Source organism: Kluyvera genomosp. 3, from assembly GCF_011765685.1.
Classification (GTDB): Bacteria; Pseudomonadota; Gammaproteobacteria; order Enterobacterales; family Enterobacteriaceae; genus Kluyvera; species Kluyvera georgiana_A.
The window spans coordinates 1,301,739-1,316,381 of record NZ_CP050321.1; the positions used below are offsets into that span (position 1 = coordinate 1,301,739).

General features: G+C 56.8%; 13 protein-coding genes and 1 pseudogene. 9 read left to right on the forward strand and 5 right to left on the reverse strand.

Annotated elements, in window-relative coordinates:
* Position 1: 1 nt before the first annotated feature.
* From GY169_RS06145 to GY169_RS06170, 6 genes are all read left to right on the forward strand, one after another.
* Entirely contained in the window at positions 2-997 is a 996-nt protein-coding gene (locus GY169_RS06145) for a DUF2891 domain-containing protein (RefSeq protein ID WP_167575246.1), read from the forward strand.
* A gap of 175 nt (positions 998-1,172) precedes the next feature.
* Positions 1,173-2,690, forward strand: coding sequence for a cyclic diguanylate phosphodiesterase (locus GY169_RS06150; protein ID WP_167575247.1), 1,518 nt, complete (start codon positions 1,173-1,175; stop codon positions 2,688-2,690).
* Positions 2,691-2,780: 90 nt separating this feature from the next.
* Complete coding sequence (locus GY169_RS06155) at positions 2,781-3,026, forward strand: YmjA family protein (protein ID WP_163446555.1); 246 nt, start codon at positions 2,781-2,783, stop codon at positions 3,024-3,026.
* A gap of 45 nt (positions 3,027-3,071) precedes the next feature.
* Positions 3,072-4,253, forward strand: a complete 1,182-nt coding sequence (gene metC, locus GY169_RS06160) for a cystathionine beta-lyase (RefSeq protein ID WP_167575248.1) — start codon at positions 3,072-3,074, stop codon at positions 4,251-4,253.
* Between the two features lie 87 nt (positions 4,254-4,340).
* Entirely contained in the window at positions 4,341-5,432 is a 1,092-nt protein-coding gene (locus GY169_RS06165; RefSeq protein ID WP_167575249.1) for a Gfo/Idh/MocA family oxidoreductase, read from the forward strand.
* Positions 5,433-5,475: 43 nt separating this feature from the next.
* Complete coding sequence (locus GY169_RS06170) at positions 5,476-5,697, forward strand: zinc ribbon domain-containing protein (RefSeq protein WP_163446558.1); 222 nt, start codon at positions 5,476-5,478, stop codon at positions 5,695-5,697.
* Between the two features lie 42 nt (positions 5,698-5,739).
* Here GY169_RS06170 and xseA read toward each other — a convergent pair whose 3' ends face one another.
* Positions 5,740-7,116, reverse strand: a complete 1,377-nt coding sequence (xseA, locus tag GY169_RS06175; protein WP_163446559.1) for an exodeoxyribonuclease VII large subunit — start codon at positions 7,114-7,116, stop codon at positions 5,740-5,742.
* A 160-nt stretch (positions 7,117-7,276) separates the two neighbouring features.
* On the opposite strand from xseA, the gene guaB reads away from it, so the two are divergent.
* Both guaB and guaA read left to right on the forward strand, forming a co-directional pair.
* Positions 7,277-8,743 (forward strand): IMP dehydrogenase, encoded by a 1,467-nt coding sequence (gene guaB / locus GY169_RS06180; protein ID WP_064543580.1) that lies wholly within the window; start codon positions 7,277-7,279, stop codon positions 8,741-8,743.
* Between the two features lie 69 nt (positions 8,744-8,812).
* Positions 8,813-10,390 (forward strand): glutamine-hydrolyzing GMP synthase, encoded by a 1,578-nt coding sequence (guaA, locus tag GY169_RS06185; protein WP_065355907.1) that lies wholly within the window; start codon positions 8,813-8,815, stop codon positions 10,388-10,390.
* Positions 10,391-10,440: 50 nt separating this feature from the next.
* Here guaA and GY169_RS06190 read toward each other — a convergent pair whose 3' ends face one another.
* Both GY169_RS06190 and GY169_RS06195 read right to left on the reverse strand, forming a co-directional pair.
* On the reverse strand, positions 10,441-10,965 hold the full coding sequence (locus tag GY169_RS06190; RefSeq protein WP_167575250.1) for a GNAT family N-acetyltransferase: 525 nt from the start codon (positions 10,963-10,965) through the stop codon (positions 10,441-10,443).
* Between the two features lie 5 nt (positions 10,966-10,970).
* A complete protein-coding gene (locus GY169_RS06195) occupies positions 10,971-12,164 on the reverse strand; it encodes an MFS transporter (RefSeq protein WP_167575251.1) in 1,194 nt (397 codons plus the stop codon).
* Positions 12,165-12,236: 72 nt separating this feature from the next.
* Here GY169_RS06195 and GY169_RS06200 point away from each other — a divergent pair.
* Positions 12,237-13,155, forward strand: a pseudogene (locus tag GY169_RS06200) (LysR family transcriptional regulator).
* Here GY169_RS06200 and mscS read toward each other — a convergent pair.
* Both mscS and GY169_RS06210 read right to left on the reverse strand, forming a co-directional pair.
* On the reverse strand, positions 13,152-14,030 hold the full coding sequence (gene mscS, locus GY169_RS06205) for a small-conductance mechanosensitive channel MscS (protein ID WP_167575253.1): 879 nt from the start codon (positions 14,028-14,030) through the stop codon (positions 13,152-13,154). The pseudogene GY169_RS06200 and the gene mscS sit on opposite strands and share 4 nt — an antisense overlap.
* 316 nt (positions 14,031-14,346) lie before the next feature.
* Positions 14,347-14,550, reverse strand: a complete 204-nt coding sequence (locus GY169_RS06210; RefSeq protein ID WP_167575254.1) for a YfgG family protein — start codon at positions 14,548-14,550, stop codon at positions 14,347-14,349.
* Between the last annotated feature and the right edge of the window lie 93 nt (positions 14,551-14,643).

Sequence of the window (14,643 nt, forward strand, 5' to 3'; positions counted from 1 at the left end):
TATGGAATTAACGCAACATCAGGCTGACGCTTTCGCCTGTATGCCCTTGACCTATTTGCGCCAGGAATATCCAAACCACATCATGCATCTGCTGAATGATGATGGCGATGTGCTGCCGCCCCGTACGCTGCACCCGATTTTTTATGGCTGCTTCGACTGGCACTCGGCGGTACACGGCTACTGGCTACTGCTGCGCTGCGTGCGCCTTTACCCGGATCTGCCGTGCCGCGATGAAATCATCGCGCTGTTTGACGAGCACTTCACCGAGGAAAACGTGGCGCAGGAGCTGGCCTATTTCACCGCGCCGTTCCGCGCGTCGTTTGAGCGTCCTTACGGCTACGGCTGGCTGCTGGCGCTGGCGCAGGAGCTGAAACACGCCTCTCTGCCGCAGGCCGCGCGTTGGTTTGCGACGCTCGAACCGCTGACGCAGGATATCCGTACCCGCCTTATCGATTATCTCAGCAAGCTGACCTACCCGATTCGCGTGGGCACGCACTACAACACCGCTTTCGCGCTGGCGCTGGGGCTGGACTACGCCCGCGCGCTGTCCGATAAGACGCTTGAGGGGGCGATTCTCGACGCCGCTAACCGCTTCTATGTGGCCGACACGCAGTACCCGGCGCATTATGAACCGGGCGGTGACGAGTATATTTCCGGCGCGTTGACCGAAGCGCTGCTGATGAGCAAAGTCGCGGGGAACTTCCCGGCGTGGTTTGATGCCTTCCTGCCGGACGTGGCGTCGGTGTCGGCACTGATGAACCCGGCGGAAGTGAGCGACCGTACCGACCCGAAAATTGCCCATCTTGACGGCCTGAACCTCAGCCGCGCCTGGTGTATGAAACATATCGCCCGCGCTTTGCCGCAAGACCATGCGGCGCAGCAAGCGCTGGGCGACGCCGTGGCGCGCCATCTTTCCGCCAGCGTTGAGCACGTGGTGGGCAGCCACTACAGCGGCGGCCACTGGCTGGCGAGCTTCGCGCTGCTGGCACTGGAGTAAGCTTCTCAAGGTACTCCGGTGTCGCCGGGGTGCCTTTTTCCCGGCAAGGGAAATGGCAAAATGTTATTGGTCTAATGGCGATTTCTGCTTCTCTCGACCATCCTTTCTTTATTCGCGTATTTACGCGACTCACTATCCACAGCTAAAAATAAATCTCTTCGCCCAGGATATGATAATGCGTAGCGCGCTTCTTCCTGTCATTGCCGCCGTGTGCCTGTTTCTGGCCGGTGTTTTTATTTTGAATACCCAGCTTTGGTATTCCTCTCGCGCGGAAAGTCTTGGCGGCGCCCGATATGCCGCCAATAATATTAACCTTATTCTCGATGAAGCTTTCCGGGCGACCCGCGTGGCCACCGATATTGCGAATAAAGGATGTAATCCGGAGGGGCAATACCAGCTCGGTACTGAGGCCGCATTGCAGCCACATTTGCGCACGATTGTTATTGTTAAGAATGGCGCGATCTGGTGTTCATCGCTACCGGGTAATCGTATTTTACTGTCACAAATTCCGCCGATGGAGGCGCGTAATTTGCTGCTGGCACCTGCACGCGAGACGTCGAATGGGCAGCCAATTCTTATCTATAGCACTCAGTTAACCGCCAGTCGCATCCTGGTCACCATTAGCGACCAGCATATTCGCGGCGCGCTGAATGTCCCTCTGAAGGGCGTGCATTTTGCCTTACGGGTAGGGGAGTCGACGATTGGCATGTCCGGCGATGTGGTGAGCGGAAACGCTCGCTATAGCGGGCAAATCAGCTCGACAAAATATCCCTTCAGTATTGTCTACAATCAGCCGCCGTTATTTAGCCTACAGCGTATGATCACCCGCGGATTAGGCATCCTGCTTTTTCTTGGCGTTATCTCAATTGTCACGGCTTATGTGCTGGGTAAATACCTGAACAAAGAGATGACGCCGGAAGAGATGCTGCGCCGGGCGATAGCCAACGGTGAAATCGTTCCTTTTTACCAGATGGTAGTGAACGGTAGGGAGGGGACGCTGCGCGGCGTTGAAGTGCTTGCCCGCTGGAAACACCCGCGCGCGGGCTATATTTCCCCGGCGTCGTTTATTCCGGTGGCGGAAAAATCGGGGCTGATTGTGCCGCTGACGCGTAGCCTGATGGCGCAGGTCGTGGACAATATGAACGCCATCGAAAGCAAACTGCCGGAGGGATTTCATGTTGGCATTAACTTTAGCGCGTCGCATATCGCCAAGCCGGACTTTGTCGAGGAGTGCCTGCGCTTTAAAGACAGTTTCCACCGCAAGGATCTCAATTTGGTGCTTGAAGTGACGGAACGCGAGCCGCTGCACGTGGATGAAGATTTGGTACAAACGTTGAATACTCTGCACGAGAACGGCTTTGTGATTGCGCTGGATGATTTTGGTACCGGCTATTCGGGATTGTCTTATCTTCATGATTTACATATTGATTATATAAAAATCGACCAAAGTTTTGTCGCACGGGTCAATGCCGATCCGGATTCGACGCGCATTCTGGACTGCGTGCTGGACCTGGCCCGCAAGCTTTCGCTGAGTATTGTGGCTGAAGGCGTCGAAACCAAAGAACAGCTCGACTATCTCAACAAAAATGACATTACGTTCCAGCAGGGATACTACTTTTATAAACCGGTGAAATTCACTGAATTGATTAAAATTCTGCTGTCTAAACCGAAAGTGAAGGTGATTGTTGAGTAATTTGCCGCCTGTATGAAAACGCACGTTGACCTGATAGCGCGTAACGTAGGATAGTCACCGTTTTGCCAGTCTTTATTCCAGGAGCTGTCTATGACGCACGAAATCCCGCTGAAATTTTATGACATCGTCGATGAATACTCGACCGAAGCCGCGCAGGCGGTGAATGACGCCGAGCGTGATGCGCTGGCACACTATTTCCAGCTGCTGATTACCCGCTTAATGAACAACGAAGAGATCAGCGAAGACGCGCAAAAAGAGATGGCCGCTGAGGCGGGCATTAAAGAACAGCGCATTGATGATATTGCGGAATTCCTCAATCAATGGGGCAATGAATAGCACGATTTCTCGTCGGCAAGGCCGCTGAAAGGTACGAGGTAAATTATGGGTCATCATTCTCCATCCGATTTTAATATCAGCACGCAAATTACCCAGCTAGGCCGGGATACTTCCCGCCAGGCAGGGTTTGTGAATGCGCCGATTTATCGCGGCTCTACGGTGGTCTTTCCGACGGTTGACGATCTTGAACATAATCGCGCCGAATTTAACTACGGCACAATGGGTACGCCGACCATCGCCAGCCTCGAGAACGCCTGGAGCGTGCTGGCCGGTGCCGCCGGGACCGTACTGTCACCGTCCGGGCTAGGGGCGATTTCGCTGGCCCTGCTGACAACGCTGAAAGCGGGCGATCATCTGCTGATGCCTGATAGCGTTTACCGACCGACTCGCAATTTCTGCGCCGGTATGCTGGCCAAAATGGGTATTGAGACCACCTATTACGACCCGCTGATTGGCGCGGAGATAGCCTCGCTTTTTCGCGCGAACACCACCACGCTGTTCCTTGAGTCCCCCGGCTCGCAGAGCTTTGAGATTCAGGATGTTCCGGCGATGACCCAGGCGGCGAAAAAACAGGGGATCGCCACCATTATCGACAATACCTGGGCGACGCCGATTTTCTTTCGTGCCCACGAGCACGGTTGCGACCTCTCGCTCGAGGCGGGGACCAAATATCTCGGCGGCCATTCTGACCTGCTGATGGGGCTGGTGTCAGCTAATGACGCCTGGTGGCCGCGATTGCGTAAAACCTACGATCTGATGGCCATGCTGCCCGGCGCGGAAGACTGCTTCCTGGCCCTGCGCGGGCTGCGCACGATGCATCTGCGCCTGAAAGAGGCTGAACAGCGCGGTCTGGAGATGGCGCATTGGCTACAGGCGCGTCCGGAAGTGCTGAGGGTACTGCACCCGGCGCTGCCGGAGTGCCCGGGGCACGAGATCTGGAAGCGTGATTTCACCGGCTCATCCGGGCTGTTTTCGCTGGTGCTGAAGCCCGAATTTACCAAAGCGGGGGGGGCGAATATGTTGGATCATATGCGTATTTTCGCCATGGGCTATTCGTGGGGCGGTTTTGAAAGCCTGATTATTCCGTTCAACTGCGCCGATTACCGCACAGCGACAAGCTGGCAGCCTGGCGGCTTGACGCTGCGCATCCAGATGGGGCTGGAAGATATGGATGATTTAAAAAACGATCTGGCGGCTGGTTTCGACCGTCTGCGTGCGGTGCGCTAACCGCAATACGCCATCGCGGACACGTTTCTGTGATGGCGCTTCACGCATAATGCCCGCCGTATTGTTTTTCTGCATGAGTCGAATGTTATGAATATTGGTTTTATCGGCCTCGGGTCGGTGGTTGAAACCGCCTATTTACCTGCGCTAAAGGCGCTGTCGCTGCCAGTGAGCTCGATTTGCGGCTATGACAGCAATCCGCTGCGGGTGCTGCCGGGCGTAACGACCTTTAAATCCCTTGCCGCACTGCTGGCGCAGCCCATCGACACGCTGTTTATTACCACCGTTTCGCTAGCGCATTTGCCGGTACTTGAACAAGCGCTGCGTTCGCCGATTCCGCGGATTGTGGTAGAAAAGCCGATTGCCGCCACGCTGGACCAGCTTACCGCGCTGCGCCAGCTGCTTTCGGTGCCGGATAACGCTCGGCGCGTGCTGGCGCTGGATCACTGGATGGCCCGGGACGGCGTGCTGTGTCTGGCACAGGGCCGAATGGATGACCGCTGGCAACCTGAAGATGGCGCGGTAATTGACCGCCCGGTGGTCACCGCGCTGGACGAGATTGTCAGCATCGACGGTTTTCTGCTGGAGCCGAGCGGCTATAACGCCGCGGGTGAACCTATCGCGCTGAATTTTGCCACCGGGCAACCGGATACCCGCCAGCTGCGCCACCCGGACGGGGTGATTGTCGATATTGGCACTCACGTACTGGCGATGATGCGTGAGACGGTGCGCTATCTCGGCGGCAGCGATGACATTGTGCTGCGGGCTGAACGGGTTAAGGACCGCCTAGGGCAGCCCATTGCGCTGGGCGATACCGAAACGGCAGAGGGCGAGGCACATCTGATTGGCACGCTTGGCGGTATTGCGGTCAACCTATGGCTGAATAAATACGCCGGGCCGGGCGTGGAGCGCAAGGGCATCCGCATTTCCTTGCGCGACGGGCGAGTGATAAGCCAGAACCGTGGCCCCGAGGGCGAGCGCGTTGAGCTGATTTGTGGCGATTCCGTACTCGGCTGGACCCGTCGCGGCGCAATTTATGCCCACTGTCTGGGCGATCAGATTCTGGGTGCGCAAAGTTTGTATTCCCGTGCGCCGCAGGAAGTGGCGAAGCTCACGGCGCGGCGTATTGGCGAGGTCGAGGCGCTGTTGCAGATTCAGCAGCGGTTACGCGGGACGCACTGAGACGTGATAAAGTGGCGGCACAATACGATGTTAAGGAGTCGCCATGGAATTCATCTGCCCAACCTGTCAGGCCTCGCTGGAGGTGCAGGGCCAACAGGCGCACTGCGCGCACTGTGATAAAACCTTTACCCTCGAGCCACGCTGCCCCGAGTGCCATAAGCCGCTGGAAGTGTTAAAAGCCTGCGGCGCGGTGGATTTCTTCTGCCAGAACGGCCACGGGATGATCTCGAAAAAGCGGGTTGAGTGGGTGCCTGCGGGGGAATAAGCGAGAGGATACCGGGCCTGTAGGCCCGGTTATGTTGAACGATTAAACGGCTTTTTTCCGTGAGCGCGTTTTTTTCACCGGCGTCACTGTTTTAATTTCACTCTCGACCCAGCCGTCTGCCAGCCGGGTCGTCAGCATTTCTCCGGCTTTTGCCTGTTTTGCCTGTTTCAATACCTTGCCATCGCTGGCGGTAGTGACGCTATAGCCGCGCGCCAGCGTCGCCAGCGGGCTGACGGCCTCCAGATGCGTGACCGCATTGCCAAAGCGTTCGCGCTGTTCGCTGAGGCGTGCGCGAATGGTTTCGGCCAGGCGATATTCCAGTTGCTGGATACGCGACTGGGCGCGATGAATACGCGGTTGCGGATTCTGCTGGTTCAGACGTTGCAGCATGCGCTGCTGGCGCTGATTGGCCTGTTTGATCTGGCTTTCCAGCGCGCTGTTCATGCGCTGACGCAGCCGTTCCAGCGAGGTTTGCTGGCGCGCCAGGCGCAGCTGCGGATGCTGCTGCTGCAGGCGATGGAACATCTGAGTAAAACGACGGCTACGGTTGGCGAGGTAGTAGTCCATCGCCATGCCCAAGCGCTGCTGGGCGGACTGAATCTGACGCAGCAGCTCCTGCTGATTACGGCTGACGATCTCCGCCGCCGCCGATGGCGTGGGGGCTCGCAGGTCGCCGACAAAATCGGCGATAGTGACGTCGGTTTCGTGGCCGACGGCGCTAACCACCGGAATGCGGCTGGCAAAAATAGCGCGCGCCACGCGTTCGTCGTTAAAGCTCCACAAATCTTCCAGCGAGCCACCGCCGCGCCCGACGATTAACACGTCGCACTCGCCGCGGGCGTTGGCCAGCTCAATGGCGCGAACGATTTGCCCCGGCGCATCGTCGCCCTGTACCGCGGTGGGGTAAATCACCACCGGCAGCGAGGGATCGCGGCGTTTAAGAACGTGGAGAATATCGTGCAGCGCCGCGCCGGTTTTTGAGGTAATCACCCCGACGCAGTGGGCCGGGGAGGGCAGCGGCTGCTTGTATTGCTGATCGAACAACCCTTCCGCCTGCAGTTTGGCTTTAAGCTGTTCATATTTTTGCTGCAACAGCCCTTCGCCCGCAGGCTGCATGCTCTCGACGATAATCTGGTAGTCGCCGCGCGGCTCATACAGCGTGATGTTGGCGCGCACCAGCACCTGTTGTCCGTGCTGCGGGCGGAACGTCACCCGGCGGTTGCTGTTGCGGAACATCGCGCAGCGCACCTGGGCGTTATCGTCTTTTAAGGTGAAGTACCAGTGGCCGGAAGAGGGCTGGGTAAAGTTGGAGATCTCGCCGCTAATCCACACCTGGCCCATCTCTTTTTCGAGCAGCAGACGCACCGACTGGTTAAGGCGGCTAACGGTAAAAATTGCGGGGCTTTGTGAGGATAACATGTGAGCGGGATCAAATTCTAAATCAGCAGGTTATTCAGTCGATAGTAACCTGCCAGAGGGCGATCGCAAGCATTTTTTGCAAAAAAGTGTGGATGCAATCGCTTACGCTCTGTATAATGCCGCGGCAATATTTAATAACCTCCCAGGTGAGATATTGCCCATGCTACGTATCGCAAAAGAAGCCCTGACGTTTGACGACGTCCTCCTCGTTCCCGCTCATTCTACCGTTCTGCCGAACACGGCTGACCTTAGCACTCAGCTGACCAAAACCATTCGTCTGAACATTCCTATGCTCTCTGCGGCAATGGACACCGTGACTGAAGCGCGCCTGGCGATTGCCCTGGCACAGGAAGGCGGCATTGGTTTTATCCACAAAAACATGTCTATCGAGCGCCAGGCGGAAGAAGTTCGCCGCGTGAAAAAACACGAATCCGGCGTGGTAACCGACCCGCAGACCGTTCTGCCAACCACCACTTTGGCAGAAGTGAAAGAGCTGACCGAGCGCAACGGCTTCGCGGGCTATCCGGTTGTGACCGAAGACAATGAACTGGTAGGTATCATTACCGGCCGTGACGTGCGTTTCGTCACCGACCTGAGCCAGCCGGTGAGCGTCTACATGACTCCGAAAGATCGTCTGGTAACCGTTCGCGAAGGCGAAGCGCGTGATGTGGTGTTCGCCAAAATGCACGAACGTCGCGTCGAAAAAGCGCTGGTGGTTGACGATAGCTTCCACCTGCTGGGCATGATCACCGTTAAAGACTTCAAAAAAGCCGAACGTAAACCGAACGCGTGTAAAGATGAGAAAGGTCGTCTGCGCGTTGGGGCCGCAGTGGGCGCGGGCGCGGGCAACGAAGAGCGTGTTGATGCGCTGGTTGCCGCGGGTGTTGACGTCCTGCTGATTGACTCCTCTCACGGTCACTCTGAAGGTGTGCTGCAGCGTATCCGTGAAACCCGTGCGAAATATCCTGACCTGCAAATCATCGGCGGTAACGTCGCGACTGGCGCTGGCGCTCGCGCACTGGCGGAAGCCGGTTGCAGCGCGGTGAAAGTGGGTATTGGCCCAGGCTCCATCTGTACGACTCGTATCGTGACCGGCGTGGGCGTTCCACAGATCACCGCCGTTTCCGACGCGGTTGAAGCGCTGGAAGGCACCGGTATTCCGGTTATCGCTGACGGCGGTATCCGTTTCTCCGGCGATATCGCTAAAGCGATTGCCGCTGGCGCCGCTGCCGTGATGGTGGGCTCTATGCTGGCAGGTACCGAAGAATCCCCGGGCGAAATTGAACTCTACCAGGGCCGTTCTTACAAATCTTACCGTGGTATGGGTTCTCTGGGCGCGATGTCCAAAGGCTCCTCCGACCGTTACTTCCAGAGCGATAACGCCGCTGACAAACTGGTGCCGGAAGGTATCGAAGGTCGCGTAGCGTATAAAGGCCGCCTGAAAGAGATCATTCACCAGCAGATGGGCGGCCTGCGCTCCTGTATGGGTCTGACCGGTTGTGGTACCATCGACCTGCTGCGTACGAAGGCTGAATTCGTGCGTATCAGCGGTGCGGGTATCCAGGAAAGCCACGTTCACGACGTGACCATCACCAAAGAGTCCCCGAACTATCGCATGGGCTCCTGATAAGTTTCCGCGCCCGGTTTTAAACCGGGCGTTTTGTTATTGTTTCACTTGCCTCGGAATTATCGTCAAATGACAGACAATATTCATAAACATCGCATTCTCATCCTCGATTTCGGATCGCAGTATACCCAGCTGGTCGCGCGTCGCGTCCGCGAACTGGGCGTCTACTGTGAACTGTGGGCATGGGATGTTACTGAAGCACAAATCCGTGAGTTCAACCCGAGCGGCATCATCCTCTCCGGCGGCCCGGAAAGCACCACCGAAGCAAACAGCCCGCGCGCGCCTGAGTACGTCTTTAACGCCGGTGTACCGGTATTCGGCGTCTGCTACGGCATGCAGACCATGGCGATGCAGTTAGGTGGTCATGTTGAAGGTTCTAACGAGCGTGAGTTCGGTTACGCCCAGGTTGAAGTGCAGACCGACAGCGCGCTGATTCGCGGTATCGAAGATTCTCTGACCGCAGAAGGCAAACCGCTGCTGGACGTGTGGATGAGTCACGGCGACAAAGTGACCGCGATCCCGGAAGGTTTCGTCACCGTTGCCAGCACCGAGACCTGCCCGTTCGCCATTATGGCGCACGAAGAAAAACGCTTCTACGGCGTGCAGTTCCACCCGGAAGTGACCCACACCCGTCAGGGCATGCGCATGCTGGAGCGCTTCGTACGCGATATCTGCCAGTGTGAAGCCCTGTGGACCCCGGCTAAAATCATCGACGACGCCGTTGCGCGTATTCGTGAACAAGTTGGCGAAGACAAAGTTATTCTGGGCCTGTCTGGCGGCGTGGACTCTTCCGTCACCGCGATGCTGCTGCACCGCGCTATCGGTAAAAACCTGACCTGCGTCTTCGTCGATAACGGTCTGCTGCGTCTCAACGAAGCCCAGCAGGTGATGGACATGTTCGGCGACCACTTCGGCCTGAACATCGTTCACGTTGAAGGCGAGCAGCGCTTCCTGGAAGCGCTGAAAGGCGAGAACGATCCGGAAGCGAAACGTAAGATTATCGGCCGCGTGTTCGTGGAAGTGTTCGACGAAGAAGCGCTGAAGCTGGAAGACGTGAAGTGGCTGGCGCAGGGGACTATCTACCCTGACGTGATCGAATCTGCGGCGTCTGCCACCGGTAAAGCACATGTCATCAAATCTCACCACAACGTGGGCGGCTTGCCGAAAGAGATGAAGATGGGTCTGGTTGAACCGCTGCGCGAACTGTTCAAAGATGAAGTGCGTAAGATCGGTCTGGAACTGGGCCTGCCGTACGACATGCTGTACCGTCACCCGTTCCCGGGCCCGGGTCTGGGCGTGCGTGTGCTGGGCGAAGTGAAGAAAGAGTACTGCGACCTGCTGCGTCGTGCGGACGCTATCTTCATCGAAGAGCTGCACAAAGCTGACCTGTACAACAAAGTGAGCCAGGCGTTCACCGTGTTCCTGCCGGTTCGCTCCGTTGGCGTAATGGGCGATGGCCGTAAGTACGACTGGGTTGTTTCCCTGCGTGCTGTGGAAACCATCGACTTTATGACCGCGCACTGGGCACACCTGCCGTACGATTTCTTAGGCCGCGTCTCTAACCGCATCATCAACGAAGTGAACGGTATTTCCCGCGTGGTGTATGACATCAGCGGTAAGCCGCCAGCCACGATCGAGTGGGAATAATTTTCCCTCTCCGTTAGCGTGCAAAACCCTCTGCCAGGCAGAGGGTTTTTTTATGCCGCTTCGTCACGTCGTCGCCGATACTGCAAACTCGGCTCTGCCCCCGGCACATCGTTAATTTCTCTGACCAGCCTCATTCCGCACTTCAGCAATACTTTCTGTGATGCCAGATGATTCTTGCGCACAATACCGACGATCTCATCAAGTTTTAACGTCGTAAACGCATACTCCACCGCCGCGAGGGCAAATTCTGTCGCCAACCCTTTGCCCCACGCCTCGGGAGCAAAGCGGTAGCCCAGGTTATTCACCGCGCCGAAAGGATATTCGACAATGCGCAGCCCGCCAAAACCGATGATCTGTTCGGGGGTCTCCCGCAGGCTGAACGCCCAGTTGCCGAAGCCGTGAGCGTCACGATGTTCAAGCCACCCCGTCAGGATACGGTGAGAGTGTTCGATATCCGGATGTGGGCCCGCGGGATTAAAAGTGTTGGTCGCCGGATCGCCATAAATACGGAAAAGCGCGTCAAGGTCTGTGATCGCCACCGGGCGGAGGATCAGGCGTTCGGTTTGCAGGTGCATGGGGGTTATCCTTGTCGTGAAGCGTGTTGATCGTTGTTTTTTGTTATGCGAGCAGTCTGGCACAGCGCAATGGTCACCGCCAGCCCAGCGGCTATGACGGCAAGGGCTGCGGATACGGTAAGGCTTCCCTGCATACCCAGCGTCTGATTGAGCCAGGCGTAGGCAAACGGCGAGGCGGCAGCCAGCAGTTGGGCGGGGATCAGCAATACGCCAGTGCGGCGGGCATAGTCTTCGGCGGCGAACAGTTGAAGTGGCAACGTGGCTTTGAATACCGTGGTCAAACCGTTGATTGCGCCGTACCCGAGGACAAATCCTCCGGCCGCCCAGCCAATATGTGTGCTGCTGATACCCAATGCAAAGCACAGCGGTATGAAAAAGACCGTGAGCAGCGTCAGTCTGATAGGGGTTAACACGGAGCCGGAGGCGACTTCAAGAAAGCGCGCCCCGGTCTGCCCGACTCCCCACAGAATACCCACGGCGATGGGGAGACCGTGGGCGGCGATAAACTCCGGTAGATGCGTAGAGGTGCCATTAGAGATAAAGGTCACGATGGCAATCAGTGCGGCGTAAAGCCAGCCAATATGAACGTCGCGGGAGAGGACTGCGCTGGGGCTGCGCGGGCTCACTGGCGGCAGTTTTTGGTTAGGCATTGGGATGAGAATCAGAGCGCTCAGAAACCCGAGCAGACTGTACACCAGCAGCGCATGTCGCCAGTCGATTAGCGTGAGTAATGCACTGCCCAGCGGCCAGAAGAGCGCGGAGGCTAGCCCGCCGGCTAAGGTGACGCGGGAAATGGTCGCTCTGGCTCGCTGGCCGTAAAGGTTCACCAGCGCGGCAAACAGACCGTCGTACAGCGCCAGCCGCATGCCGACGCCGGTCAGTATCCAGGCGCAGTACCATCCCGACAAGGTGTGGATGAGAGACATCAAAAGACAGCCTATGGCAATCAGCATTGTGCCGCCGATCACCACACGCTGGCCGCCAAAATGTGCCAGCAGGCGGGCGACCCATGGCGACAGTAGCGCCATGACCAGCATGGCCAGCGTCAGGCCGAAATAGATATGCGTCGCTGCCCAGCCGGTATCTTGCATAATCGCGCGGGCGAAGGTGCCAGGCATGTAAAACGAGATTCCCCAGTTAATCAACTGGTTGCCTCCAGCGGCAAGGGTGACAGAAAGAGGGGCGGCAGGTGTTTTCATTATATTCTCGTCAGTTATGCAGTTGCTGGCAGCATAACGCTCACGCTATTGTGCTGGCAGAGCCCTCCGTTTATGACCCTGATAAGAGAAACTTTGTATGACGACCTTGAATCTGGGATATCTGGCAACCTTCCGCCTGGTGGTGCAGCGCGGCAGCTTTTCGGCAGCGGCTGACGTGCTGGGTATCTCTCAGCCGGCGGTAAGTCTTCAGGTACGTCAGCTTGAACAGTTCTTACAGGCAAGGTTGATTGAGCGTACCGGGCGCGGCGTGAAGGCGACGGCGGCAGGAATGGCGTTGCTGCTGCACGGCGAGCGGATTGAACAGGCGGTGAATGAAGCCGTGCAGTCGGTAAACGAATGCAGCGAGCAGGTGAGCGGTGAGATTACGTTGGGCACCGGGGCTACGGCGTGCATTCATCTGTTGCCGCCGATGCTGCAGGAACTGCGTGAGCGTTACCCGCTGCTGACGGTCGGGGTGACCACCGGCAATACGCCGGATATCGTGCGGGCCATAGAAGAAAATCGGCTCGATTTGGGGCTGGTCACCTTGCCCGCTAGCGGGCGTTGTCTGGAGGTCATGGCGGCTCAACGAGAAGAGTTTGTGCTGATTATTGCCGCGGCGCAACGGATGCCAACGGCAACGCCTGCCGGGTTGCGGGCGCTACCGCTTATCGCATTCGAGCAAGGAAGCGGCACGCGTAGTCTGATTGACGGCTGGTTCCAACGCGCAGGCGTAGAAGCCCTGCCGGTGATGCAGCTGGGCAGTATTGAAGCGATAAAGCGCATGGTGGCCGCCGGGCTGGGCTACAGCATTATTCCGCGTATGGCGGTTGAGGCGCCCCGCGATCGTGAAGGGCTGCACGTCAGTTCGCTGGCGCCACTTTTACACCGTCAACTGGCGGTGGTGATGCGCCAGGATAAGATCCTCAGCAAAGGGATTGCTGAGTTAGTGAAGCTGTTGCAAAGGGCACCCTCGTGCCCTCGGGATTAATCAACCAGCTGTAGCTGCGGATGCGCTGGCGCGGTCACATTCTCAACGCGAATATCCATCTGTGGATAAGGCAGGTCGATGTGATTGGCGTCCAGCGCCTCTTTGATGTTTTCCAGCAGGTCGTAGTAGGTGTTCCAGTACTCGGCATTGCGTACCCACACTCGCACATAAAAGTTCAGCGATGAGGCGCCCAGCTCTCCCAGACGGACGGTGACGCCGCGCTGGCGGTCAATTCGCGAGTCTTTTTCAATCAGCTGATTAATCACGCGCTTCACGTCGGCAATGCGGCTCTGGTAACCCACGCCAATGACCAGGTCGATACGGCGGAACGGGTGACGGGAGTAGTTGATAATGTTGTCAGCGATAATCTTGCCGTTGGGGATCACCACTTCTTTGCTATCGCCGGTCAGCAGCGTGGTGGAGAAAATGTGCACCTTCTCTACTGTGCCGGTCATGGCGCCAATCTGTACCACTTCGCCGGCGCGGAAAGGGCGCAGGGAAACCAGCAGCACGCCCGCGGCAAAGTTGGAGAGCGAGCCCTGAAGCGCCAGACCTACAGCCAGCCCCGCAGCGCCGATGACGGCGATTATCGATGAGGTTTCAATCCCCACGCGGCCCAGCGCGGCCACGACAAAGAAAGCCAGCGTGATGTAGCGTACCAGCGCGGTGAAAAACTGGACAATGGTGATATCGACTTTACGTTTGAGCAGCAGCTTCTCCAGCCCGCGAGAAAGCAGGCGTGAGATGGCTTTGCCAACGAACAACAGGATAATAGCGGCAACAACATTCCAGCCAAATTGAATAACCGCATCGCTGTGGCCAGCCATCCATTCAACAGCATTTTTTATTTTTGGAAATAAGGTAAAACCGATCATCACAAGCCCTGCCTGGTTAAAAATAATGGCGAAAAAATCAAATGAAGATATATAAAATATCTATATATTTGTTTTCATATATCCAAGGTGGATGGGTTAGCGATTATTTGCGCACTTATTGTCTTTTTTCTGCCCATTTATCAAGACTATAAAAAAACAGCGCGAATGGTGCGGCGAAGCGAAAAGAAAATTTTGTGTATTCGTGCGGGAAACGTTTTTTTACCCAATTTACGACAGGATATGGCCTGTCATGCAGATCCCTTACCGGATGGTTAAACGAGATGCTTAGCCATTCGGTAAGGAATCTTTCGGGGGATTAACGGTCGTCGGGTTGTGCGGGGGGAGTCTGTTGCGACAGGCTGCTCTGCTGGGATTCTTTTTTGTCCTGGTGGTGATGCCACGCACCGATGGAGGAGTAGACGAAGCGTCCGAAGAAGAAGAGGAAACTGATAAGCAGTACGATCCGGGTCATTCGACTGTTAAATCGGTGTCGTTTTCGTAGGCTGGTAACCTGGCTCACAAAGGGGTCCTTTAGCAATACCCATAGACGGGCGATGTGTACATTAAGGCACAGAGTGACGCACGGGTCAATTGAGGTGAATGTAAAAATCCG